Origin of the sequence: Microcoleus sp. N9_A2 (assembly GCF_036701775.1) — a bacterium.
GTDB lineage: Bacteria > Cyanobacteriota > Cyanobacteriia > Cyanobacteriales > Microcoleaceae > Microcoleus.
Genome location: NZ_JAUBRH010000005.1, coordinates 181,022 through 204,150 on the forward strand (window position 1 = coordinate 181,022; position 23,129 = coordinate 204,150).

Sequence of the window (23,129 nt, forward strand, 5' to 3'; positions counted from 1 at the left end):
GAAAAACCAGATTTTATTACTGTTCCTACGGGTTATAATCTGTGTAGTTTCGTCCGTCAAACCCAGTTTCTGGCAAAAAAAAGCAAGCTTCGGAACCCAAAATTTGAAAAGTGTTTTGATGATTTCTCAGATTTAGGGCTGGCGCATCGGGTGAGAAACCCGGTTTCTAGGAGTTTTGGGTCCAGGAACGAGAAATAGAAGGAAGAAACCGGGTTTCTGAGTCGCAAGTGCGATCGCTCCATCAACTTGAAAGCTTTCTAATATTGAGACTTAAAACTAATGCTCGATTTAACTAAAGCAGCTAAGGCAATGCAGGGAATGAGCCAACATTTGAATGTGGAAGCTCAGGCGGCTCGCCAACGTTTGGAAGTGGCTCAGAATTTGCTGGTTAAGGCAGCAGCGGGACAAGAAAAATTGGTGGAATTGCAAGAGAATTGGCACGATCGCACTTTATTTAATGCTGCTACGCCGATCGAGCCTTTGGGCGATCGCACCTACATTACCGCACCCCCCGCCGCTCACACAGTCTTCGCCACAGACGGCTCGCAAATTTCCCCCAACCATCACGAAATAGCCTACTGCTACCTGCTAAACGTCGGCACAGTCATGCTGCACTACGGGCAAAGCCGCCACCCAGTTTTAGACAGCGTACCCGAGGTTTTCTACAAACCCGAAGACTTGTACGGTTCGCGACAGTGGGGAATTAGAACAGAAGAATGGATGGGATACCGGCGCGCCGTTTCCGAAGCAATTGCCTTAGCAGAAATGGGCTGCAATTGGGCAAAAGTTAACGACAATAAATTGCCCGCGCCAGCTTTAGCAATGGTAGATGGTTCCCTGATTTATTGGTTTTTGGAACAGTTACCCAGCGAAGCGCGCGATCAAATTTTGCTGCCAATTTTAGAAGCTTGGGACAAGTTGCGTTTAGCAGGAATTCCGCTGTTAGGATACTTAAGCGCTTCTCGCAGCAGCGAAAGTTTATCTTTTTTACGGTTTGAAGCTTGCACCCACGAAGTACCAGACTGCATGACAAATTGTCCGAACGTCGGATTTGCCGCCACAATTTCTTTCGCCGAAAAAGCACCTTGTCAAGAATTTGAACCTTTGCGGGATGCCATATTGTGGGCAACAATCCTCTCACCGGGACAAAGAAGCCCTTTGTGGAAATCCCAAGCTCGAATTTTAGATTTGTACGGCCTCAATTCAGTTTATTTCTGTTACGTTCACGTTGGCACAGAAATTGCTAGAATAGAAGTGCCGGAATGGGTAGCACAAGATAAAGCACAGCTAGATTTAGCATTAGGAATGATGCTGGCTCAAGTACACAAAGGCGGCGGGTATCCGGTGACGCTAGCAGAAGCTCACAATCAAGCGGTAGTCACGGGGGGCGATCGAACTCGCTTTTTCGCTTTGTTAGAGCAGCAAATGATTAAAGCCGGCTTAAAAAATGTCGGAATTTCTTATAAGGAAACACGGAAGCGCGGCAGTATTGCTTGAATCAAACATGACAGTAAAAAATGTTATATGCCAATAGAACTAATTATCTTAATCGCTTCCTTACTTGTATCTTGGCTAGTCTTTAATTGGGCGTTTAAAGTGTTGAAAGCCAGCATCGGAACAGCGATTGCTTTAGCAGCAATTGTGCTGGCGATGCAGTTATTGTTTGGCATCGGGCCAAATCAGCTTTTCCAACATATAATTCACTTGCCGGAAACCCTAGGGAAAATGATTTCAGGCAAGTGAATCAATTTGAGATTTTGGATTTTATATTTTAGATTTGTTCTCACATCTAAAATCTAAAACCGCAAATCTGCCGACTTTAGGAAAAATATTCCCTCTTCCTTCCTTAGACTACGCTGACTGACAAGTCTTTTTACCCGATCGCGTAGCCTTCTTCCTTCGGTCAACTGTCAACTGTCAACTGTCAACTGTCAACTGTCAACTGTCAACTGTCAACTGTCTAACTTCCCAGCATTTGCAACTTGTACAAACTGGCATACAACCCTTCTAGCTGCAACAACTCTTCGTGGCTGCCCGATTCTACTAACTGCCCGCGTTTGAGCACTAAAATACGATCGACATTTCGGATAGTCGAGAGCCTGTGGGCAATAATTATCGCCGTTCTGTCCGCCATCAAACGCTCTAGAGCTTCTTGAATTAAAGCTTCCGTCCCCACATCCAAACTAGCAGTTGCCTCGTCTAGAACTAAAATACTGGGATTGCGAATAGCGGCGCGAGCAAAGGCTAATAATTGCTTTTGTCCCCCCGAAAGATTGGTTCCCCGTTCCCGCAATTGCGTATCATAACCTTGAGGCAACTGTTCGATTAAACGGGCAACATTTGTCTTTTCTGCTGCTGCTTGAATTTCCTCAATCGAGTAACTTTCTCCCAGGCTGATATTGCTCTTCACGTCACCAGCAAAGAGAAAGCCATCTTGGATAATTACGCCTATGTGCCTGCGTAACTCTGCTTGAGGCAAATCCCGAATATCGACATGATTAACCAGAATCCGTCCTCGGCTAGGTTCGTAAAGGCGGCACAGGAGACGGATAATCGAACTTTTGCCCGCACCGGTGGGGCCAACTAATGCTACTTTTTCCCCGGATTTGATGGTGAAATTGAGGTTTTGCAGGACATATTCGTCTTCTTTGTAAGCAAACCACACGTTGTCAAATTGGATTTCTCCCGATTCAGATTGCTTTGATTGGGCATGGGCAAGTAGGGATTTTTGATTGTTAGTGGATAGGCGATATTCAGAAGTTACAGGAGTTTGATTATTCTCTACCAATTCTTCCTCATTTGAAGATAAATTATAGGCAAGTGCCTCTGGATGACCTGCCATCAGCAACGGCGAATAATATTCCCTTCTTCCCTCTTTCTTCTTCCTTCTTCCTTCTTCCTTCTTCCTCAAATCCGTTACATCCGTTACATCCGTTACATAATCCGTTGCCGAACTTCCTTCTTCCTTCTTCCCGCTAGTTGGATCTTTAATTTCGATCGGTTCGTTGAGAATATCGCTAATCCGTTCGACAGCGGTAAATCCGGCTTGAATTGCAGTGAATTTCTCAGCAAATTGCCGCAGCGGATCGAAAAGACGCTGAGCAAATAAAATAAATGCCGAGAGAGTACCGAAGTTAAGATTACCGGCTAAAACCCTTTGGCCGCCCATCCATAAAACGGCTGCGATCGCCACTAAAGCAATCCATTCTAATGTCGCAGATACGGCGGAGTCGTAAAAAATAGTTTTATCGACTGCTTTAATGTAGCGTTTATTGGTGACTCTAAACAATTCTGAGTTGAATCTTTCGCGGCGGAATAGCTGCACTACGCCAATACCAGTCAGGTTTTCTTGCAGTTGGGCGTTGAGCTCGGACAGTTCTTCTCTGGTATTGTAATTTGCTATGCGATATTGGTACTGGAAATAAATTATGACTGCGGTAATTGGTATCATCATCAGCACCAACATTAAAGCTAGTTGCCACTGCATGGTAAACATGAAAATGGCAATTACTAAAATTGAAAATAAATCGCTGACAATGCCGATCGCCCCTGAAGAGAAAACCTCTCCCAAAGCTTCCACATCGCTGGTGAGGCGAGTCATCAATTTACCGACAGGAGTGCGATCGAAAAATCTCACTGCTAGCGATGTGACGTGGGCGAACAAATCATTTCTAATATCAGTAGTAATTATTTGCCCTACTTTCGTGACTAAATAGCCTTGAACTGATTGCAGTGCTAATCTAAGTGTTATAGTTAGCATGAGCAAAATAGCCAAAATATTCAAGGCAGCAGAGAGAGGCAATCCCCGCAAGAATTCGTAGGTAGGTTCCGAGCGAATTACCGAAATGGCCTGCCCGATGAGAATGGGTTGAATTGCTCCTGAGACTGCTAGCGGTACTAATAGTGTGATCGAAATAATCAGCAAGCGTTTGCTGCGGGTTGCATAAGATGCCAACCTCATGAATAACCGCCAGTCTGTTTCCTGGCCGGATTTGTTTTTGGTGTCTGCTACTGGTGAGGAAATGGTCATTGATGGCAAAAACTGTACAATTTATCTAAGTCATAATTGTAACAAATAACTAGACCAAGCTCAAAAAACAGAACACCCAGATCCCCGACTTCATAAAGAAGTCGGGGATCTAAAGAAAGGTTATAATGTCATCATGCAAGAGATAGAGACAGCCCGATTGTATCTGAGACAATTTAGGCCAAATGACTTAGATGAGCTGTACCGCATCTACAGCGATTCAAAAGTGATGAAATATCTGAGCGAAGGCGTCAGAAGTAGAGAAGAAACAGCAGCCGATTTATTTGAAATAATCGCTGATTGGGAAAAACACGCTTTCGGTTTGTGGGCTGTTGTCAATAAACAAAACAACCAGTTAATCGGCGACGGGGGGCTGCGATTTTTAAGCAAAACACCTGAAGTAGAAGTCGGTTACGTGTTAGCAAAAGCGTATTGGGGGAAAGGTTTAGCATCGGAAGTTGCGGCGGCCAGCATCAAGTACGGATTTGAAGTATAGAAGTTAGAAAAAATAGTCGCAGTTGCAGATACCGAAAACAGATCCTCGCGGCGGGTAATGGAAAAAATGGGGATGAAATACCAGCATAACTTTGACTATCGCGATCGCGATCGAGTATATTATTCAATCTCGCGAAAAATCTACCAGTCAAAAGTAGTTGAGTTGAGTTGAGGAAGGAAATCCAACCAAAATGTTTGTAGCAAGACTTATCAAAACTGGTATCATAATCTAGTAGTAGAAATTATATTAATCATGCAAGAAATAGAAACAGCCCGATTGTATCTGAGACAATTTACGCCAGACGACTTAGATGAGCTGTACCGCATCTACAGCGATCCGGAAATCATGAAATACCTCGCAGGAGTTAGAACTAGAGAAGCAACAGAAATCGCCATTCATACCATGCTCAAACGTTGGGAAGAAAACAACTTTGGAATGTGGGCTGTAGTACATAAAATAGACCGTAAAATGATTGGTCGCTGCGGACTTGGTTTTCTGGACAACACACCGGAAGTTGAGCTTGGCTATGTACTCAACAAACTTTATTGGAATCAAGGATTGGTGACAGAAGCATCTTTGGCTAGTCTAAATTATGGATTTGAAATATTACAGCTTGATAGAATAGTTGCGATCGCCCGCCCAGAAAATATCGCCTCGCAGCGGGTGATACAGAAAGTTGGCATGAAATATGAAAAAAATGCTCATTATTACGAAACAGATGTAGTATATTATTCTATATCGCGAGAAAGTTACCAGTCAAAAGTAGTTTTGTAGGGTGCGCTAGGCGCACCTTACTGCATTTAAATTACTCGCATCGCAGATTGGCATTATTGTCGGCTGACAACTACGAAGTTTTTTGCAATTGCTTGTTAACTTTCTGAATTTTCTTAGCAAAATACTCTTGTCGGTGTCCCAATTTTTTAGCCACTTCTAACCCTTTTTGATAGGATTCCAAAGCCTTATCGTAAGCCTTCATCTCTTGATAAACTTGACCGATATTGTCATAAGCGTTCATCAATCCGTAGAAATTGTAAGCCCGCTCTTCTAACAGCAACTGCATTTGATAAATCCGCAAAGTCTGCTCCCACTGCTTTTGCGCTCGGTAAAGCAATGCTAATTTATCCAAAGCTTCGCTAGCTTGGGCATACTGTTGAATGGGGACGGCTAAATTGTATGCTTCCTGATAGTATTGAGCGGCTAAATTGATTTGGCCTATGGTTTGGTAATCGCTGGCGATCGCAATTTTGAGCGGTGGTATGGCGCTGGGATTTTGCAGGTTGACATACACTGATGCTAGTTTTTCACGGGCGGCGATCGCCTTTAGGGGTTGTTTCGACTGCTGGTAAACGTAGGCCAACTGTCTCAGAGTATCTACCTCAGTTGGAGGAGTTACAGGCTGCGGCGGCGCGCCGTTTCCCGCAACTACAGCAGAATTTGGCACAGCCGAATTAGCAGCAAATAAAGCGCGGTTTTCCTGAATTAAAGTTGCCAATTCCTCATACACCGGAGCAGCTTTATCGTAACTCAGCCAATTGATGTGAATAAGTGCGAGATCCTTCAAAATCTGACCTTCAGCCAATATATCTTGCTTTTGGCGCGCATTTTCGAGAATTTGTTGGTAAACTTCTACAGTCGGCCCTTTAGCGCGCACCTGCTGAAAAGCCGCAACCAAGGTGGGGAGCAACTCAGTATTAAGTGGTACTTGAGATTTGACTTGTTTTTGAATTGCTTGCAACCGTTTAGTAATAAGCTGTAGTTCGAGGTTTTTACCGTTACTCCAAGCAGCACTTCCCACCCGACTCAAAGCAGCAATTTCTGCCGCCGGGCCCAGATACCTCCGCAGCCGCAATTCTCGGAACCAAATTTCAAAAGCACCCGCGCCGTCTCCAGCTTCCAGTTTAGTCGCTGCTTCTAAGTTTAACTCCTCCAAAGCCGCTGTCAGTTCGTCCCGCTGAGTGCTGCTCAAAGATTCGTTAGCGGGAGCTAGGGGATCGGGTGTGGTAATTTCTAGAGGATTAGGAGAAAATTGATCGAGGCCTGGTGGATTAGTTTGGGCGCTAGCAATAGAACCAGCACACAGCCACAAGAAAAGCAAGCACCCAATTGGCACATAACTTCTCATTCTCAAAATTGGGTTGCCGCGATTCGGCATCTCTTCTGGAAACATCAAGTTTTGCATATCTACAAAACGGTATAAATTATGTCACAAAGATGGCACAAAAGCAAACTGTTCAACAAGAGCAACAAAATAAATTTTACCGCACTCAGCAATTATATTGATTTAAAGACGCTGGGCGATCCTCTTCGTTGGCGTAGCCCCCGTAGGGGCGGGCTTCGCCAACGTATTTTACGCTTATTTAGTTTAGCCCTAATTGTCTTAACTGTTTGCACAGCTTGCGCCCCCCCTTCCGCAGTTGCAAAAGACCGCTCTTTTCCAGAAATGTCTCTAGAATTTTTGGGCGAATACCAATTGCCAAAAATCAATTTTGAAGGAGCACCAGTCGGCGGTTTGTCAGGAATCACCTACGACCCCAAAGGTATTAGCGCAGTCACTTCTAAAGCTTATCGCTTTTACGCTCTTTCCGACGACCCCAGCGAAAACGGAGAAGCGAGATTTTACAGTTTGAGACTCGACCTCACATCAAGCGATTCAGAAAATATTCGCCTGAAAAAAGTTACCGTTGAAGGCGTTACATCCCTCAAAAAAGCAGACGGTGAAACCTTCTCTTGGGGTTCCATCAATCCCGAAGGCATCGCCTTTTCTCCCCGCAATTCAGTATTTGTCGCCAGCGAAGGCGTTACTCATGTTGGCATCCCTCCTTTTCTAGGTGAATTTGACCTCAAAACAGGGCAAATGCGGGGAAATTTGCCGATTCCAAAGCGCTACATTCCCGATGCCAGCGATGAAAAACAGCAGCAAGGAGTGGTGGACAATTTAGGTTTTGAATCTTTAACCATCGACCCAGAAACTTTTAGTCCGGGCGGTCTCGATCCGTTTCGTTTGTTCGCAGCTACGGAAGCGCCGTTAATGCAAGATTTAGACCCGGAACAGGCAAACAAACTTCGTCTTTTACATTATGTTATCGTCGATAAAACGCCTCAATTAGTCTCGGAAAATCTTTACATCCTCGACCAAGTTCCCATGACTATTTTGAACGGTTTAACAGAATTAGTAACTGTCGGTGGCGGTCAGATTCTGAGTTTAGAACGTTCTTTTGGGCTGTCGGGATACAGCGCTAGGATTTATCAAGTAGCGGTTGGGGCGGCTACAGATACTTCGAGAATCCAGAGTTTTAAAGGACGAGTGGCCGTCGAACCTATTAAGAAAAAGTTGCTGCTAGACTTAAGCGAACTCGGAATTCCGCTGTACAATTTAGAGGGAATGACCCTCGGGCCGATGTTGCCAGATGGCAGCAAAAGTGTTGTTTTGGTCAGTGACGACAATTTTGATGAAGCGCAGAAAACTCAGTTTATTTTGTTAAGTTTAAAAAGGAAAAATTAGCTCTGAAGGGCGGGCTAGAAGCCCACCCCACAAGAAGACTTATTATTTGTGAAATAAGCCGGAAAGCCTGTTTAGGAAAACAGTCCAAGAAACTTCACTCTTTGTGGAACAGGCATCTTGCCTGTTCATAAAAAAGTTAAATCACATTTATCCAACTATAAAATACTTTAATTATGCCAACTCGTAAGACTTTGCACTTACCAGAAATTGAACTTTCCTACCTAGAATGGCAGCCACAAACTGGGCTAAAAAAAGTTCCGCGTTTGCTGCTACTGCACGGTTTAGCAGATAGTGCGTGTGTCTGGACGGGCTTGGGCAATTACTTCTCCAACCGCTATCATATTGTAGCGCCAGATATGCGCGGTCACGGAGAGAGTAGCAAACCGAAAACAGGCTATACTTTTGAAAGTGCGATCGCAGATTTAGAAGCTTTGATGGTACATCTCAACTGGCCAGACGCACACATTTTAGGACATTCTTGGACTGGAAAACTAGCACCGATTTGGGCGAGGCAAAATCCCGATCGCTTTTGCAGTATGATTTTAGTAGACCCCATCTTCATCACCAAACTGCCCGCCGTGATGAAACTCACCCTCCCCATTGTTTACCGAAAATTAGATTGTCTCAAATGTGTGGGCCCGTTTGCGACTTTATCCCAAGCAGAAGCAGCAGCAAAACAATCGGGAGAATACGCAGATTGGAGTGACGTGCAGCAAAGGGTATTCCAACACCAAATTGAACAAAAATCCGACGGAAATTGGGGTAGTAAGTTTGCGATTGCTGCCAGAAATCAGATATTTGTAGAAGTGATGAAAGTTGCCGGTTTAACTGAAAATATTGAGATACCGACTTTGTTTGTACAGCCGGAAAAAGGCGTAAATCGCATGGATTGGCAAATGCAGCCGTACAAGAAATACTTGAAAAATCTTACCGCTGCAAAAGTACCGGGGAATCACTGGTGTTTTTTGACTCAACCGGAAACTTTTAATCAAACTGTGGCAGATTTTTTAGAGGGAACAAGACAGTGAATTTAGAAATTATCGCACATCGGGGATTTTCGGCGATCGCCCCTGAGAATACTTTAGCAGCTTTTGAACTGGCGATCGCCCGCAAAGCTAATTCGATCGAATTCGACATCCAGCTATCAGCCGACAGCGTACCGGTGATTTTTCACGACACAACACTAGATAGAATCACTGGATTTTCTGGTAAAGTCAGAAAAACAAACCTGTCACAATTGCAGAAACTTGATGCGGGAAAATGGTTTAGCGATGAATTTTCAGGACAAAAAATTCCTACTTTCGCAGAAGCATTAGTTATCCTGAAAAAAGTTGACAAATTTCTCTATTTTGATGTCAAGCCCCATTGCGAATGGTCGAATGCAGAAGTTGCGGATTTTGTCAATACTTTGAATGGTGCAGGAATCAAAGAAAAATGCGTTATTACCTCGTTTAGTGATGGATTTTTGGCACAAGTGCGGCAGCTAGATGGCGATTTGGCGATCGGACACATTGTTGCTAATCTAGAAGCATACAAAACTCAATTATCTCAAGCTGTGGCGTATCAAGATCGCTTGATTAGCAGCCAGTATCGCATTTTGCTGGAAAATCCCGCACTGATTCAAGAAAGCCGGAGTCAGGGAGTTGACATTGTGGTGTGGACGGTGGACGATCCAGAAGATAGGCAAAAATTAATTGATTTGGGTATAACTCGGATTGTCACTAATTGTTTGATATGATCTTTTTTAACCGCAGATTAACGCAGATTAACGCCAGATAATAGATGAATTATTTTCGCCAAAGCATCCAGGAAATGTCGGGTTACGTGCCGGGAGAACAGCCACCGCTAGGCACAAAAATTATTAAATTAAATTCTAATGAAAATCCCTATCCGCCTTCTCCAAAAGCCTTAAAAGTGCTTCAAGAAATAGACGGAGAAATGCTGCGGCGCTATCCAGATCCAACGGGTAAAAAATTCCGCATCGCTGCTAGTCAAGTTTTGGGAGTTCCTGACGATTGGATTGCTGTAGGTAATGGCAGCGATGATTTATTGAACTTGATAGTTCGTGCTGTGGGCGAACCGGGAAAACAGATTGTTTGTCCCGCGCCAACCTATGTATTGTACCGCACTTTGGCACAAATTCAAGATGCAGAATTTGTGGAAGTTCCCTATCCAGACGACTACCAGTTACCAGTCGATTTACTAATAGGAGCCAGGGGTGCTGTGACATTTGTAGCTTCCCCAAACAGTCCATCGGGAACAGCTATTTCTGTGGCAGATTTGGAGAAACTGGCTCAAGAGTTATCGGGTATTCTTGTCATTGATGAAGCTTATGTAGATTTTGCAGAAGAAAATGCTTTGGAGTTGACAAAAAAGTACAGTAATGTTATAGTTTTGAGAACGCTTTCCAAAGGTTATTCTCTAGCAGGATTGAGGTTGGGTTTTGCTATAGCAAATCCGCTGCTGCTGGCTGAATTAAATAAAATTAAAGACAGCTACAATGTTGATGCTGTAGCTTATGCGGTGGCGGCGAGTGCGATCGCAGATTCAGACCACAAAACAGCCAACGCCGAAAAGATTAAGGCTTCGCGAGCAAAACTAGCAGTTATCTTCAAGGAATTAGGCTTTGAAGTTTGGCCTTCGCAAACCAACTTTTTGTTAGTCAGACCGCTGGGCGGCGATGCAGAAAGAATTTATCAAACACTCAAAGAACGGGGAATATTGATTAGATACTTCAATCAGCCGCGATTAGAAGACAAATTGCGAATTAGTGTAGGTACGGAAGAACAGAATCAAATATTAGTTAAAACCTTGAAGGAAATCCTATAAATAACGATCGCAGCAATATAGGTTCGTAGTGCGTCTTGGTGTCCGCATCCATCCCAGGACTTGCATTCCTCACTACGAACCGTTTGATGAGGGATAATTATTAGGATTGTCGATCGCCAACCCGGCCGACTGAGCAATATTCAGCAGCCTGTTGTCCGCCGAAACAAAAATTAGTTGAGTTTCTGGCATTGATGTTAAAACAGATTGAACCCGCAAAGCAGCCGCCAATTGCACAGCATCACAAGCCCGCAATGGATATTGAATAATCAGTTCACCCGCCCTTTCAGCTAGTACCTCATCAACTTCAATAACTCTATACCGACTATTGAATTCCGATCTAAAATGTTGAATAAGTGTAGCAACTTCCGCAGCATTTATACCACCTTCACGCTGTCTGCGTGCAAAAGCACTAAGAACTTCCACCCAGGTGATGCGGACGAGAAGCAGCGAGTTACCCGTCTGGGAATCCGTGAGAGTCTTGATCCAAGGGCTGCCAATTTCAACCACATATCTTTTGATGAGAGCGCTGCTATCCAAAAAATAAATGTTTACCACGGCCCGCGATCCTCGATAATCATTTCAGACAGAGGCTTGCCCGGTTTTGCCCCTAACTTTTTAGCCAATTCATACACATCTTCATCGGTTACAGCCTCGACATTCTGGGGAGTGTTAGGTAGTGGAGTCACCAATCCTCGATCGACCAACAACTGGATTGCCAATTCTGCCTGCTTTTTGGGATCATCAGGCCAGAGTTGAATCTGCACAGTTTCCCCATCTTGGAAAGACACAGAACTCAAGGGGCGAAAAACCCCGTTTTCGTAGATAGCAGTAATAGTTTCTGGCATAATTAGCTTCTTAATTAAATGCTTAGACTTATTGTACTTCTTTTAATTACTTTGTTGCTACCACAGCCAAATTCCAAGCCAACCGCTTCATCAAAGGCAACTTCTTTAAAAACCCATCCAACGTTTCCAATCGAGAGTATTCCGGCTTCAATCTCTCTTCTTCAAGAATAATCTTCTTCCAATAACGCTCATCATTCGGATGCACTTTTTCGATCAAATAAAAACGCAAAAAAATCCACAGCGAGGTCAACCAAAACGTATCGTAAGCCGTCTCCGAAAACAGAGATTCAACAAACTTGACAATATTAATATCCAAAGGAGTTTCATCCTCAGTTCGCACCTCAGTAGCCATCTTGCGGTAAACATTAATCACCGGATTGTGCTTCATCGGGTCCCAAAAACAAGCTTTACCGCCCGGTTTCAGCACGCGCTGCATTTCGCGAATTGCTTTTTCTGGTTCCGGCAAATGGTGCAATAAATTAGAAGCGTAAACAATATCAAAACTATTGTCTGGGAAATCTAGCGCCATTGCATTTACAGTACAACCTTCGATTTTGACGCCGTTTGTCTCTGCCAATTTCAGAGCAACTTCTACCATGCCCTGAGAATAGTCAGCCGCCGTACATAGCGCCCCTTTTTTAGCGAAATAAACGCTATTTTCTCCCGCGCCGCAGCCTAAATCTAAGAGGCGTTTGCCAATGATATCGCCCATTTGCTGGACGATGAATCTATTTTCTGGGGCTGTACAAGCTTCAAAGTAATCATTGACTCGGATGCCATCAACGTCGATTGTCGATGCCCAAGCATCATGGAATTGTCGCTCTTTTTTTAACGTTTCGTCTTGCATTTTTTTAAGTGTTTGTTGTTTGTAAAAAAATTAATTTGAAACCGCAGATGAACGCGGATTAACGCAGATTAATTGAGATTTATCTGCTATTATCTTGGTTCGTCTGCGGTTTGTTTTAAGAAATATGCCTGACAATAAATTTATCAGCGCTGTACTTCTGCTGCAACAACTTCACTTCTGATTTTAGTTGGCTTTTCCGATGCTTTTTCAGCACTAGACTGTAATGACACGTACAGTCGATTTAAAGCGCTGATGTATGCTTCTGCGGAGGCGACGATAATGTCGGTATTTGCTGAGTGTCCAGAAAATACTTTGCCTTCATGGCGCAACCGAATTGTGACTTCGCCGATCGCATCTATGCCCGCTGTTACCGATTGTACAGAAAACTCGATCAACTCATTCGGTACGTTTACCACCCGGTTAATTGCCCTGTAAATCGCATCCACAGGCCCAGTGCCGATCGCAGCATCGGTCAATTCTTCGCCCGCCGGATTCCGCACAGTGACTGTTGCTGTCGGGCGAGATTTGTCGCCGCAGGAAACCTGTACCAATTCTAACCGGAACAGTTCCGGTGCTTGGTGGGCTTCGTTGTTGGCGATCGCCTCTAAATCCCAATCAGTAATCTCTTTTTTCTTGTCTGCTAAATCTTTAAACTTGACAAAAGCCTTATTCAGCTCATCGTCGGCCATTTCAAAACCCAACTCTTTCAAGCGAGTGTGAAATGCGTGGCGGCCCGACAATTTACCCAAGACGATTTGATTTTCCGTTAAGCCGATCGACTCAGCGTCCATAATCTCGTATGTCAGCTTATTTTTCAGCACTCCGTCTTGGTGAATTCCCGACTCGTGGGCGAAAGCATTGGCCCCGACTATCGCTTTATTTGGCTGCACCAACATCCCCGTTAAATTGGAAACCAAGCGGGAAGTTTTGTAAATTTGGCGCGAATCAATATTCGTCAGAGGTTCGTCAGAATCCGCAGGCCGGCCCAAGAACGGATTAAAATATTGGCGCCGCACGTAAAGCGCCATTACCAACTCTTCCAAAGCAGCATTTCCCGCCCGTTCGCCAATGCCATTAATCGTGCATTCTAACTGTCTGGCGCCATTTTTCACAGCTTCCAAAAAGTTAGCAACAGCCAATCCTAAGTCATTGTGACCGTGAACCGAAATAATTGCGCGATCGATATTCGGCACATTTTCCTTAATTCCCCGAATCAAAGCCCCAAACTCACTCGGAGTAGTGTAGCCCACAGTATCGGGAATATTAACAGTAGTTGCACCGGCTGCGATCGCCCGTTCTAGAACCTGATACAAAAACTCCGGTTCCGAACGACAAGCATCTTCCGGCGAAAACTCCACATCATCCACAAAAGACTTAGCGTAAGCCACCATTTCCGGCACAATTTCCAGAATCTCAGCCCGCGTCTTTTTCAGCTTATATTCTAAGTGAATGTCAGACGTAGCCAGAAACGTATGAATTCGCGAATTTACCGCTGGTTTCAGAGCTTCGGCTGCTGTTTTGATATCCGGCTTTCTCGCCCTTGCCAAACCGCAAATTGTCGGCCCATTTTCCGTGCCGACCGATCGCGCTATTTTGTGGACGGCCTCAAAATCTCCCGTGCTGGTGAAAGGAAAACCGGCTTCAATCACATCCACGCCCAATCTTGCTAACTGGCGAGCAATAGTCAGCTTTTCATCCACATTCAGAGATGCACCCGGAGATTGTTCTCCGTCCCGCAAAGTCGTATCGAAAATAATAATCCGGTCTTGACTTGGTTGAGTTTTCATAGCTCTAAAAAAGTGTTTTCCTGATTTTTACTTGTCCGTTTTTCTGGGCAATTATTGCCAGTCACCAGTCTTGTGCTTCGCGCCCATAACAAATAATTAATAATCAATAACCCATAACGCCTGACTGCTGACTAATGACTAATGACTAATGACTAATGACTAATGACTAATGACTGATGACTGATGACCAATGACTAATGATTAATGAAATCGGACTGCTTCCCTGTCAACTGTCAACTGTCAACTGTCAACTGACTAATAATCCATCTTCTCGATATGTTCCCTAATTTCATTTAGGTCTATATACCTATCTGTAGCATTTCGTAACTCTCTAGCAATCATTCCTTCGGTTGATACCACAGTAATATGAGTATTTTTCGAGCGGAGCAGCTCGATCGCCCGCTCAAAATCTCCATCCCCGCTAAACAGCACAACTTGGTCGTATTGATCCACGGTATTAAACATATCAACCACAATCTCTATGTCTAAATTAGCCTTTTGAGAATATCTGCCCGAAGCATCGTCGTAATATTCCTTAAGAATTTTAGTGCGAACCGTGTAACCTAGACTAATCAAAGCATCTCGAAATCCCCTTTGATCTTGGGGGTCTTTCAGACCCGTATACCAGAAAGCATTGATCAAGATGACATTCGGCTGCGAAGTTTTGAAATATTCGAGCACCCTGCGAGGATCAAAAAACCAACCGTTCTTTTGTTGAGCGTAGAACATATTGTTCCCGTCCACAAAAATAGAAAGGCGGTTCATTAAGTTTGTCATAGAAACTTAGACCTAATAATTGTAGAAAGAAGTTAATCTAAATATCACATTTTAGCAACATGGAGCTAACTGAGGCAATAGATTAGACTTCAGAAAACTCCATCTCCCCAGTATTTCATATTTTCGGCTCTACCGCCAGAGGGTTCTTTTAACCCTGCTTGCTTTTGAGCGAGGGGCCCTCACAAACTATACGCCTAGTAACTCAATACCGGCTGCCGTGTCAAGGTTAATGGCGCCTTCAAACTACCGCCGTACCGCCCTACCGCCAAGCAGGCATACCTAAGCGCATAGCAGTAGATTTTGCTCCCTGATTTCATAGTGCAGACTACCTCCGCTCAAGCCTTTTTGCTTTCAAGAGCCCAGCGAGCTAACTCTGTCCGGTTGTGCAGACCTGTTTTGCCCAGCATATTGCTGACGTGGCTTTCGATAGTCCGCTGGCTGACATTCATCACGTCTGCGATCTGGCGGTTTGCCATACCCTGCGCTAGCAACTGTACCACCTTTAACTCAGTGGGAGTCAATTCGACATTGCGGCGCGCCTTAATTTTGGGGCCACTGTCCATACCGGGATTTGAGTGGCGAATCAAGCGGGATGCTGCTTTCAGAGAAGATTCCACTTGGGCTACCAGTTCTTCTGGTTCAAAAGGCTTGACTATATAAACGTCAGCCCCAGTGCTCAAGCCTTTTACTCGGTCTGAACTTTGACCTTTTGCGGACAAGAAAAGAACCGGAATCCAGCTAGTGCGAGGGTCTTCTCTGATGTGTTTGACTAAAGTGTAGCCGTCCATTTCCGGCATCATCACATCGCAGATAATCAAGTCGGGAACTTCTTGTTCTAGTTTTTCCAGAGCGTCTCTGCCGTTTTCTGCTGTAATGACGTTGTAACCCCGAAACTCCAAGTAGTCCTTGACCAGCAAGATCAAGTTGGGGTCGTCGTCAACCAGCATCAGCCGTTTTTGATCTCCTGAATTATTGTCCTTTGTCATGTTTATTCCCGCTAAAGTATCCCGCACGCTTCCTTATTTTCACTTCTGTCTTTTCCGTCAGTCCCCCGCCACCCGGCTGGGGGTGGAGGACGACGGTCGGCTGAAGGGATGGCGGTGAGGGAAAGCGGGGCGGGTATTACCGCTTTCCAACCTATAATTGACTGCTGTTTGTGAGTGTCTTACGACCTGGAACGCAGCCCAAACCTGTAATCGACGATCGCCCTGTCAAGATCAGCCTTGATTGATTGGAGATTCCCTAACAGATCCCAAGTTAAATATTTAATCTTGATCGGTTCAATTTCAGGTTAATGCCCCGATTTTAAATGATACTTCTGATATAGAGAAATTTAAGCAGACTCCCTACTTACGTATTTAACTGTTTCTAGTGTAGTTTGGCAACCTGCTTAGTGTCTGCCACTGAGAAATTTTTGCACAAAATTTCACAGTTCCTGTGATCGATTTTTTTACTGTACCTTTTGAGAAACACAAGGAACACGGGAAGCCGCACAAGGAAGACAAGAATCTAACTACAGTTTTATTGAACTGTAGCAGGTGCGATCGCCCGGACGCCAAACTGTCTCAAATTCTCACCCTTAACCTTAAATTTAACACTTTACCTATAACCCTGTACTTTAAACAGCGCTATACTTAAATGTTTGGCTCCGCCTCAGCAGGCACAGGCAAAGGATGAGTCAAGAAAGCGTATTCTTGAACTACCTTTGAGTTTAGGAGATGTTCCTGAATAATTCTCTCAATGACGGGTGGAGTAACGTCGCGATACCACACTCCGTCTGGATAGACTACCATAATCGGGCCCGACGCGCACACTCGCAGGCAATTGGCTTTCGTGCGAAAGACGCAGGTTGGTCTAGTGGCACTTGGCTTGTCCAACCCCAATTCTTGCAAGCGTTTTTTTAAGTAATTCCACGCCTCCAGACTGGTTTGCCGATCGCAGCACTTGGGCACGGTTTGGTCGGCACAGATAAAAATATGCCGCTCGATTTGAGCGATTCCCAGGCTTTTGACACAAGCCCTCAAGCCTTGGCTGCAAGATTCCTCGTTATTTTCTGTCATTGTCTTCATCAATCAAAAGTAATTGGTTAGCGATCGAAAGTCATCACCACTCTCCCCCTCTCCCACTCTCCCCCTCTCCCACTCTCCCCCTCTCCCACTCTCCCACTCTCCCCCTCTCCCACTCTCCCACTCTCCCCCTCTCCCCTCTCCCCCTCTCCCCCTCTCCCTGTCCCCCTTTCAGCCCCTTCCACTCATTCTCGGTTCGGGAACCCGTACAGACAGATAAGTTGCGATCGCCCCTAACTAAAGCTAAATTAGCACTCAGGAGTCGAGAGTGCTAATATGTCAGTAGTAAGCAGTCGGCTGTTGCTTTCAGAGCGACTCCGAACGGCTAACTGACTAGGAACTGTAATCTGGAGATTTATTTATGGCAGCAGTATCACTGAGTGTTTCTACCGTTAAACCTTTAGGCGAGCGCGTGTTCGTAAAAGTAAGCGCTAGCGAAGAAAAAACCGCCGGCGGCATCCTTCTACCCGACACAGCAAAGGAAAAGCCCCAAGTAGGCGAAGTCGCGGCCGTGGGCCCCGGCAAGCGCAATGACGACGGCAAGCGCGTTGAAATGGAAGTCAAAGTCGGCGACAAAGTTCTCTACTCGAAGTACGCAGGCACCGACATCAAACTCGGCACCGACGAATACGTCTTGCTAGCCGAAAAAGACATTCTGGCGATCGTTAACTAATTAATCATTAGTCATCAATCATTAGTCATCAGTCATTAGTTTAAAGCGAACGCCGCCAAACAACTAATGACACGGGACAAATGACTAATATCCATCATCCCCAATCCACAATCTCAAACCCTCTCATCCCCAAAAACTATGGCTAAGCGCATCATCTATAACGAAAATGCACGTCGCGCCCTCGAACGCGGTATGGACATTCTCGCCGAAGCAGTAGCAGTAACCCTCGGCCCCAAAGGCCGTAACGTGGTTCTCGAAAAGAAATTTGGCGCTCCTCAAATCGTCAATGACGGTGTTACCATCGCCAAAGAAATCGAACTAGAAGACCATGTAGAAAATACAGGCGTTGCCTTAATCCGTCAAGCAGCCTCCAAAACCAACGACGCAGCAGGCGACGGTACCACAACAGCTACTGTTCTAGCTCACGCAATGGTCAAAGAAGGCCTGCGGAACGTAGCAGCCGGCGCAAATGCGATCGCCCTCAAGCGCGGTGTTGACAAAGCAACCGGCTTTTTGGTAGAAAAAATTGCCGAACACGCCAAACAAGTAGTAGATTCCAAATCCATCGCTCAAGTAGGCTCAATCTCTGCTGGTAACGACGATGAAGTCGGCCAAATGATTGCCAACGCAATGGACAAAGTGGGCAAGGAAGGCGTAATTTCCCTAGAAGAAGGGAAGTCTATGACCACCGAACTCGAAATCACCGAAGGGATGCGCTTCGACAAAGGCTACATTTCTCCCTACTTCGTCACCGACACCGAACGGATGGAAGCAGTTCTAGAAGAACCCTTCATCTTGCTGACCGACAAAAAAATCGGTATGGTACAGGATTTAGTACCCGTGCTCGAACAAGTAGCTCGTTCCGGCCGCCCGCTGTTGATCATTGCAGAAGACATTGAGAAAGAAGCTTTAGCTACTCTCGTTGTCAACAAACTGCGCGGTGTGTTGAACGTGACTGCTGTGAAAGCACCTGGTTTTGGCGATCGACGCAAAGCCATGTTAGAAGATATCGCCGTATTGACCGGCGGTCAACTCGTCACCGAAGACGCCGGTTTGAAACTGGAAAATACCAAGCTGGAAACGATCGGCAAAGCTCGCCGCGTCACCATCACCAAAGACAGCACCACAATTGTTGCCGAAGGTAACGAAGTCGCAGTCAAATCTCGCTGCGAACAAATTCGTCGTCAAATGGACGAAACCGAATCTTCCTACGACAAAGAAAAGCTGCAAGAACGCTTGGCCAAATTGGCTGGCGGCGTTGCAGTCATCAAAGTCGGCGCAGCTACCGAAACCGAAATGAAGGATCGTAAACTGCGTCTTGAAGATGCGATCAACGCGACCAAAGCTGCTGTCGAAGAAGGCATTGTCCCCGGCGGCGGTACAACTTTGGCTCACCTAACTCCTCAATTGGAAGAGTGGGCTAACAGCACTCTGAAGGGCGAAGAATTGACCGGTGCATTGATTGTTGCCCGTGCTTTGGCTGCTCCTCTGAAGCGCATTGCTGAAAACGCTGGTTTGAATGGCGCTGTGATTGCTGAGCGCGTCAAAGAAAAGCCGTTCAACGTTGGTTTTAACGCAGCGACAAATGAGTTTGTCGATATGTTTGAAGCTGGTATCGTTGACCCTGCGAAGGTAACTCGTTCTGCTCTGCAAAATGCTGCATCTATTGCTGGCATGGTGCTGACAACCGAGTGCATCGTCGTTGACAAGCCTGAACCGAAGGATGGCGCTGCTGCTGGCGCTGGCGGCGGCATGGGCGGCGGCGACTTCGATTACTAAGTCGATAGTCGATCGTTTGATGGGGCGGGCTTTTGGGCCTGCCCTGTTATTTTGGGAAGTGCTTTTACTGTAGGCATAATTTTAACTCGGAAGCGAAATTAACTAAACGCACAATCTCTAAGGCCCCCGTGCCTATGTACTCAAACGCGAGGTTACCCAAAACCTAACCCTGCGTTAGTTAAAAAACATAGGAGTTAAAATGCCTGAAAAAGTAGAGATAGTTCCCAACGAAGCCTTAGTAGTTCGTGGTGGTCTTAATCGTCCAGAAGATCTTCAACGTGCCATAGGAACCCACCCCAGCGGCATCACGGGAATTTCTGTAGAATGTGCAGTAGAATTGTCTGTAGCAGAATTAGCATTAGCAATCCCTCACGGACAAGTGGGTGTTACCACAGTGGCTAAAGTTCGCTCGGAAGGTGGAGATGTCATCCGTACTTCTGGCAGAAGCTTAAATCATGCAACTCTCAGTGGCTTACCACCAGAAAAAGCAAGTCTTCTGCTGACACCAACGATCCCTAACCCATCTAGGACTTAGGCAACTAGCAAATAGAGTAAGGGTGCGTCAGACGCTAAAACCCTGGTTATATTAATCCATCACTTCGTCTGACGCACCCTACAAGCTCATCTAAATGAGTCAGTTGCGTAAATTTCCCCATCATAAAAAATCTTAATTGTAATAAATATGAGTGCTCCCAGAATCTTTGCAGACTTTCATAATGCTGATAAACAGAGTCGCCTTCGTCTGAATTGTGTTGGTACAATTGAAGATTTGAGCCGCCAAAATATTAAATTGCAAAATGGTCAATTGCTCACCCTCTATAGCGAAGAATTAGAAGTGGATGGCGTAGTGCAATATTCGGAAGAGGAAAGTCTTTGGGTTGCAGCAATTGATTGGGAGCAAATTAGACAAGTAGAGGATATGCTTCTTCCAGCAACTGTCTAGTTAGGGATTGCTAAATATTCGTTCTTGGGAATGGAAATAATATGAATCTATCATTTATTTAAAGATTTAAGATTTATTATAAAAGCCCTTGAACATCAAATAAATGCCTATAAAGAACGTTTGCAAGTAATAGAAGATGTAGATGAGGATGAGGCAGCCGCTCTAGGGAACGATATTAAATTTTTAGAGCTTCTCCACGCAGACATGACGACAACTTTAGAGCAGAATACTTCAGTCAAAACTTTAAGTTATGGTGAGGTTTCTTCGCCAGCTCAGAATGATAAATTTTCAGAAACATCCAAAAAAATATCGTTTCAATAATTAGTTGAATTAACCCAGAAGTTGTCACTTAGTGAGCGATTATTTCTAGTAGAGGCGATTACCTCGTCTGTGCGTCAGGAAGTCACAATAAGCCAATAATCAGTCAATGACAGGATTTTCAGAAGTTTGTTTAGATGATATACTGAGAATGACTGAGTAATCGTAAAGTGAGCAGAGGTCAGGCAAATGTCAGCCACCATCACAATTAGCCCCAGCGAAATTCGGCAGATATTTCAGCCACGCACGTCCAGCGCCTCAAGGTTTTGGGAACTGGCTCAAAAAGCAAACAATTTAGCTGTAATAATTGAAGACCGTTGGGAAAAAATTCCTGCTGAAACGCAAGAATTACTCAAAGTTTTTGCCTATGCTTTCATTGAACCCCCTCAAGGAATTAAAGAGAGGTTGCTTAAATTTGTGGGGCTTTTTTCTTTGGCTATCGCTTTACCTTGGATTGTACTTAAAGGTGAACTCGATAGTTTTGTAGCTTATATTAACGCCTTTAATAGACTTATTAATGCGATTTTAAGTGGAGTAGAACGGGAAGATATTGCTTATCAAAAAGCACTATCTGAAGCCCTGGAACAGACTTTTGCAGGGTGGGAAACTAGCGAGGCGATGACAGCGGAGGAGGCCTGTGAACGAATCAGAGCAATTTCATATCAAGCTCTCGAAGAACTTTGATAAAACTCAGCAAAAACTAATCCGCGATCGCTATCGTAAAAATCAGGCAGGATTAGTAAAATTTGTCGAATTACTCCAAAAATTCCTCAGATTTTTGAGCGTTGACCCCCGTCCCCGTCCACCGTTGGGACATTTTGAACCTTGGCCAAAAGGCAGTAGCCGTGATGGATGGGAACTGTGGAAGTTGGAGTTTAAAATGCCTCAGCTTCGCGGAGCCGCTGAACAGGGGCGACTTATATATTTGTTAGATATTACAAAAAAAGAAGTTGTGTTGCTGTGGATTTACACGCACGCAGAATTTGAAAAACGCCCACCGGATCAGAATCTAAAGCGTTTATTGCTCGAAATTATGGATAATTATGAAGTTTCCGATGAAAGTAAAAATTTAGACGACAGTGGAGACGATGAAACTGGAGAGGATAAAGTTGAATAAAATAAATCAAATGACAGTGAAGGTGCATAATCAAAATGTGGCTTCTATTACCTTTCAATAACCAGGCACACCATTTATGAAACTTTACCATAGTCCCATTTCCCCGAACTCCCGCCGCGTCGGGATCGCCCTCTTAGAAAAAAACCTCGACTTTGAATTAGTAGAAATCCACTTGGACGGCGATCACTTGCAGCCTGACTTTATCGCAATGAATCCTTTTCATCGTATCCCGGTTTTGGTCGATGATGACTTCACTGTCGTCGAGTCTCTCGCAATTCTTGACTATCTAGAAACGAAGTATCCCGCACCGGCAATGCTGCCAAAAGAACCGAAAGATTTGGCAGTTGTGAGGATGGTAGAATTGGTCACGGTTAACGAACTTCTACCGCAACTTTACCCCCTAAGCAGTGAAATAATGGGATGGGGAATTCCCCAAGCGCAGGAAATCGAAAAGGCTAAGGAAAAAATCGATACTGTGCTGAAATTCTTTGAAGGCTTGTTGGACGATCGCCCTTTTTTCGCTAGCAACAGTATCACGTTTGCCGAGTGCGTTGCCGGCACCGTCGTGCCTTTGCTATCTTGGGTTGGTGTGTCCCTAGACGGCTATCCTAAAATTCAAGCTTGGTGCGATCGACTGCTTGCCCGCCCCTCATGGCAGCAAACTCAATTCACCGAGGCAGATTTGGCGGCTTTCGCATCTCGGAGACAAAAATTTCTGGCACAATCTGAAGCCTAATGAACTAATCCACTCTCAAGCGATCGCTCTTTTTCCTAGCTGTCTTCGCCTGCATCCAAATTCCCATCGCAGCAATGGGGCAGCCCGCCGCCCGATCGAACTACGAAGCAATTAACGCTAAACAGTTCCTTGTCGATCGCAAAATTACCGTCTCCAACCCCAAAGATATCGCCGCAAAACTCTTTAGCAGCGATGAAGAATCTGAAGGCCGAAAAAGCGACCAAATTTCGGTTGAATATCCCACGCGATAAACAGCAGTAATTGTACATACAGTCATCGGTTTAGCTGACGATTCGGTGGCTGGAATGCGACACCGCATCGAACTCAGACTCAGGCAAAATAAGTGGGAAATTGTCGGGATTGGGCGACAATCGAAGTGTCAACAAA

The 23,129-nt window shown here is 45.0% G+C and carries 26 protein-coding genes; 17 read left to right on the forward strand and 9 right to left on the reverse strand.

Annotated features, from left to right (window positions below; genetic code table 11):
- Positions 1-279 precede the first annotated feature (279 nt).
- Entirely contained in the window at positions 280-1,497 is a 1,218-nt protein-coding gene (locus tag QUA44_RS04915) for a DNA double-strand break repair nuclease NurA (RefSeq protein WP_333248594.1), read from the forward strand.
- A 27-nt stretch (positions 1,498-1,524) separates the two neighbouring features.
- Positions 1,525-1,743, forward strand: a complete 219-nt coding sequence (locus QUA44_RS04920) for a hypothetical protein (protein ID WP_172184703.1) — start codon at positions 1,525-1,527, stop codon at positions 1,741-1,743.
- Positions 1,744-1,960: 217 nt separating this feature from the next.
- On the opposite strand, the gene QUA44_RS04925 is transcribed toward QUA44_RS04920, so the two are convergent.
- Positions 1,961-4,030: an ABC transporter ATP-binding protein gene (locus QUA44_RS04925; protein WP_333248917.1), complete on the reverse strand. Its 2,070-nt coding sequence runs from the start codon at positions 4,028-4,030 to the stop codon at positions 1,961-1,963.
- A gap of 133 nt (positions 4,031-4,163) precedes the next feature.
- Between QUA44_RS04925 and QUA44_RS04930 the strand changes: the two genes are divergently transcribed.
- Together QUA44_RS04930 and QUA44_RS04935 are read left to right on the forward strand one after the other, a co-directional pair.
- On the forward strand, positions 4,164-4,523 hold the full coding sequence (locus QUA44_RS04930; protein WP_333248592.1) for a GNAT family N-acetyltransferase: 360 nt from the start codon (positions 4,164-4,166) through the stop codon (positions 4,521-4,523).
- Between the two features lie 252 nt (positions 4,524-4,775).
- On the forward strand, positions 4,776-5,297 hold the full coding sequence (locus QUA44_RS04935; RefSeq protein ID WP_333248590.1) for a GNAT family N-acetyltransferase: 522 nt from the start codon (positions 4,776-4,778) through the stop codon (positions 5,295-5,297).
- Between the two features lie 70 nt (positions 5,298-5,367).
- Here the strand turns inward: QUA44_RS04935 and QUA44_RS04940 are convergent, their stop codons facing one another.
- A complete protein-coding gene (locus tag QUA44_RS04940) occupies positions 5,368-6,690 on the reverse strand; it encodes a tetratricopeptide repeat protein (protein ID WP_333309523.1) in 1,323 nt (440 codons plus the stop codon).
- A 273-nt stretch (positions 6,691-6,963) separates the two neighbouring features.
- On the opposite strand from QUA44_RS04940, the gene QUA44_RS04945 reads away from it, so the two are divergent.
- The 4 genes from QUA44_RS04945 to hisC all read left to right on the forward strand — a co-directional run bounded on the left by QUA44_RS04945 (position 6,964) and on the right by hisC (position 10,854).
- Positions 6,964-8,025 carry an esterase-like activity of phytase family protein gene (locus QUA44_RS04945; protein WP_333309528.1) on the forward strand — a complete coding sequence of 354 codons (1,062 nt, stop codon included), beginning with the start codon at positions 6,964-6,966 and terminating at the stop codon, positions 8,023-8,025.
- A gap of 173 nt (positions 8,026-8,198) precedes the next feature.
- Positions 8,199-9,053: an alpha/beta hydrolase gene (locus QUA44_RS04950; protein WP_333248584.1), complete on the forward strand. Its 855-nt coding sequence runs from the start codon at positions 8,199-8,201 to the stop codon at positions 9,051-9,053.
- A complete protein-coding gene (locus QUA44_RS04955) occupies positions 9,050-9,763 on the forward strand; it encodes a glycerophosphodiester phosphodiesterase family protein (protein ID WP_333248583.1) in 714 nt (237 codons plus the stop codon). The genes QUA44_RS04950 and QUA44_RS04955 overlap by 4 nt, the downstream gene beginning before the upstream one ends.
- A 44-nt stretch (positions 9,764-9,807) precedes the next feature.
- Entirely contained in the window at positions 9,808-10,854 is a 1,047-nt protein-coding gene (hisC, locus tag QUA44_RS04960) for a histidinol-phosphate transaminase (protein WP_333248581.1), read from the forward strand.
- Between the two features lie 72 nt (positions 10,855-10,926).
- Here hisC and QUA44_RS04965 read toward each other — a convergent pair whose 3' ends face one another.
- From QUA44_RS04965 to QUA44_RS04995, 7 genes are all read right to left on the reverse strand, one after another.
- On the reverse strand, positions 10,927-11,409 hold the full coding sequence (locus QUA44_RS04965) for a type II toxin-antitoxin system VapC family toxin (RefSeq protein WP_333248580.1): 483 nt from the start codon (positions 11,407-11,409) through the stop codon (positions 10,927-10,929).
- Complete coding sequence (locus tag QUA44_RS04970; protein WP_106150941.1) at positions 11,403-11,699, reverse strand: antitoxin family protein; 297 nt, start codon at positions 11,697-11,699, stop codon at positions 11,403-11,405. The genes QUA44_RS04965 and QUA44_RS04970 overlap by 7 nt, the downstream gene beginning before the upstream one ends.
- 46 nt (positions 11,700-11,745) lie before the next feature.
- Positions 11,746-12,546, reverse strand: a complete 801-nt coding sequence (locus QUA44_RS04975) for a class I SAM-dependent methyltransferase (protein ID WP_333248577.1) — start codon at positions 12,544-12,546, stop codon at positions 11,746-11,748.
- 143 nt (positions 12,547-12,689) lie between these two features.
- Complete coding sequence (locus QUA44_RS04980; RefSeq protein WP_333248575.1) at positions 12,690-14,333, reverse strand: 2-isopropylmalate synthase; 1,644 nt, start codon at positions 14,331-14,333, stop codon at positions 12,690-12,692.
- A gap of 255 nt (positions 14,334-14,588) precedes the next feature.
- Positions 14,589-15,110, reverse strand: a complete 522-nt coding sequence (locus QUA44_RS04985; RefSeq protein ID WP_006633075.1) for a LabA-like NYN domain-containing protein — start codon at positions 15,108-15,110, stop codon at positions 14,589-14,591.
- A 335-nt stretch (positions 15,111-15,445) separates the two neighbouring features.
- Entirely contained in the window at positions 15,446-16,096 is a 651-nt protein-coding gene (locus QUA44_RS04990; RefSeq protein ID WP_333248574.1) for a response regulator transcription factor, read from the reverse strand.
- A gap of 648 nt (positions 16,097-16,744) precedes the next feature.
- Positions 16,745-17,170: a ferredoxin gene (locus QUA44_RS04995; RefSeq protein WP_333248573.1), complete on the reverse strand. Its 426-nt coding sequence runs from the start codon at positions 17,168-17,170 to the stop codon at positions 16,745-16,747.
- A 367-nt stretch (positions 17,171-17,537) separates the two neighbouring features.
- On the opposite strand from QUA44_RS04995, the gene groES reads away from it, so the two are divergent.
- The 9 genes from groES to QUA44_RS05040 all read left to right on the forward strand — a co-directional run bounded on the left by groES (position 17,538) and on the right by QUA44_RS05040 (position 22,993).
- The gene (groES, locus tag QUA44_RS05000; RefSeq protein ID WP_194008182.1) at positions 17,538-17,849 is read left to right on the forward strand and encodes a co-chaperone GroES; all 312 of its coding nucleotides are present in this window, start codon (positions 17,538-17,540) and stop codon (positions 17,847-17,849) included.
- Between the two features lie 138 nt (positions 17,850-17,987).
- Positions 17,988-19,628 carry a chaperonin GroEL gene (gene groL / locus QUA44_RS05005; protein WP_333248571.1) on the forward strand — a complete coding sequence of 547 codons (1,641 nt, stop codon included), beginning with the start codon at positions 17,988-17,990 and terminating at the stop codon, positions 19,626-19,628.
- 199 nt (positions 19,629-19,827) lie between these two features.
- A complete protein-coding gene (locus QUA44_RS05010; RefSeq protein ID WP_333248569.1) occupies positions 19,828-20,163 on the forward strand; it encodes a flavoredoxin in 336 nt (111 codons plus the stop codon).
- Positions 20,164-20,310: 147 nt separating this feature from the next.
- Positions 20,311-20,571 (forward strand): hypothetical protein, encoded by a 261-nt coding sequence (locus tag QUA44_RS05015; protein WP_333248568.1) that lies wholly within the window; start codon positions 20,311-20,313, stop codon positions 20,569-20,571.
- 120 nt (positions 20,572-20,691) lie between these two features.
- Positions 20,692-20,892 (forward strand): hypothetical protein, encoded by a 201-nt coding sequence (locus tag QUA44_RS05020; protein WP_333248566.1) that lies wholly within the window; start codon positions 20,692-20,694, stop codon positions 20,890-20,892.
- A 186-nt stretch (positions 20,893-21,078) separates the two neighbouring features.
- A complete protein-coding gene (locus QUA44_RS05025) occupies positions 21,079-21,573 on the forward strand; it encodes a hypothetical protein (RefSeq protein ID WP_333248564.1) in 495 nt (164 codons plus the stop codon).
- Complete coding sequence (locus QUA44_RS05030; RefSeq protein ID WP_333248562.1) at positions 21,527-22,006, forward strand: hypothetical protein; 480 nt, start codon at positions 21,527-21,529, stop codon at positions 22,004-22,006. Before QUA44_RS05025 ends, QUA44_RS05030 begins: the two co-directional genes overlap by 47 nt.
- A 76-nt stretch (positions 22,007-22,082) precedes the next feature.
- The gene (locus tag QUA44_RS05035; RefSeq protein ID WP_333248560.1) at positions 22,083-22,742 is read left to right on the forward strand and encodes a glutathione S-transferase family protein; all 660 of its coding nucleotides are present in this window, start codon (positions 22,083-22,085) and stop codon (positions 22,740-22,742) included.
- A gap of 74 nt (positions 22,743-22,816) precedes the next feature.
- A complete protein-coding gene (locus tag QUA44_RS05040) occupies positions 22,817-22,993 on the forward strand; it encodes a hypothetical protein (RefSeq protein WP_333248558.1) in 177 nt (58 codons plus the stop codon).
- Positions 22,994-23,129: the final 136 nt, after the last annotated feature.

Excerpts from the sequence above, each read along its gene's own strand:
- QUA44_RS04985 (WP_006633075.1), bottom strand. The coding sequence starts at position 15,110 with ATGACAAACTTAATGAACCGCCTTTCTATTTTTGTGGACGGGAACAAT.
- QUA44_RS04980 (WP_333248575.1), bottom strand. The coding sequence starts at position 14,333 with ATGAAAACTCAACCAAGTCAAGACCGGATTATTATTTTCGATACGACT.
- groES (WP_194008182.1), top strand. The coding sequence starts at position 17,538 with ATGGCAGCAGTATCACTGAGTGTTTCTACCGTTAAACCTTTAGGCGAG.
- QUA44_RS04915 (WP_333248594.1), top strand. The coding sequence starts at position 280 with ATGCTCGATTTAACTAAAGCAGCTAAGGCAATGCAGGGAATGAGCCAA.
- hisC (WP_333248581.1), top strand. The coding sequence starts at position 9,808 with ATGAATTATTTTCGCCAAAGCATCCAGGAAATGTCGGGTTACGTGCCG.
- QUA44_RS05040 (WP_333248558.1), top strand. The coding sequence starts at position 22,817 with ATGGGGCAGCCCGCCGCCCGATCGAACTACGAAGCAATTAACGCTAAA.
- QUA44_RS04930 (WP_333248592.1), top strand. The coding sequence starts at position 4,164 with ATGCAAGAGATAGAGACAGCCCGATTGTATCTGAGACAATTTAGGCCA.
- QUA44_RS04940 (WP_333309523.1), bottom strand. The coding sequence starts at position 6,690 with ATGTTTCCAGAAGAGATGCCGAATCGCGGCAACCCAATTTTGAGAATG.
- QUA44_RS05035 (WP_333248560.1), top strand. The coding sequence starts at position 22,083 with ATGAAACTTTACCATAGTCCCATTTCCCCGAACTCCCGCCGCGTCGGG.
- QUA44_RS04970 (WP_106150941.1), bottom strand. The coding sequence starts at position 11,699 with ATGCCAGAAACTATTACTGCTATCTACGAAAACGGGGTTTTTCGCCCC.
- QUA44_RS04990 (WP_333248574.1), bottom strand. The coding sequence starts at position 16,096 with ATGACAAAGGACAATAATTCAGGAGATCAAAAACGGCTGATGCTGGTT.
- QUA44_RS04945 (WP_333309528.1), top strand. The coding sequence starts at position 6,964 with ATGTCTCTAGAATTTTTGGGCGAATACCAATTGCCAAAAATCAATTTT.
- QUA44_RS04935 (WP_333248590.1), top strand. The coding sequence starts at position 4,776 with ATGCAAGAAATAGAAACAGCCCGATTGTATCTGAGACAATTTACGCCA.
- QUA44_RS04975 (WP_333248577.1), bottom strand. The coding sequence starts at position 12,546 with ATGCAAGACGAAACGTTAAAAAAAGAGCGACAATTCCATGATGCTTGG.
- QUA44_RS04925 (WP_333248917.1), bottom strand. The coding sequence starts at position 4,030 with ATGACCATTTCCTCACCAGTAGCAGACACCAAAAACAAATCCGGCCAG.
- QUA44_RS04920 (WP_172184703.1), top strand. The coding sequence starts at position 1,525 with ATGCCAATAGAACTAATTATCTTAATCGCTTCCTTACTTGTATCTTGG.
- groL (WP_333248571.1), top strand. The coding sequence starts at position 17,988 with ATGGCTAAGCGCATCATCTATAACGAAAATGCACGTCGCGCCCTCGAA.
- QUA44_RS05025 (WP_333248564.1), top strand. The coding sequence starts at position 21,079 with ATGTCAGCCACCATCACAATTAGCCCCAGCGAAATTCGGCAGATATTT.
- QUA44_RS04995 (WP_333248573.1), bottom strand. The coding sequence starts at position 17,170 with ATGACAGAAAATAACGAGGAATCTTGCAGCCAAGGCTTGAGGGCTTGT.
- QUA44_RS05010 (WP_333248569.1), top strand. The coding sequence starts at position 19,828 with ATGCCTGAAAAAGTAGAGATAGTTCCCAACGAAGCCTTAGTAGTTCGT.
- QUA44_RS05015 (WP_333248568.1), top strand. The coding sequence starts at position 20,311 with ATGAGTGCTCCCAGAATCTTTGCAGACTTTCATAATGCTGATAAACAG.
- QUA44_RS04950 (WP_333248584.1), top strand. The coding sequence starts at position 8,199 with ATGCCAACTCGTAAGACTTTGCACTTACCAGAAATTGAACTTTCCTAC.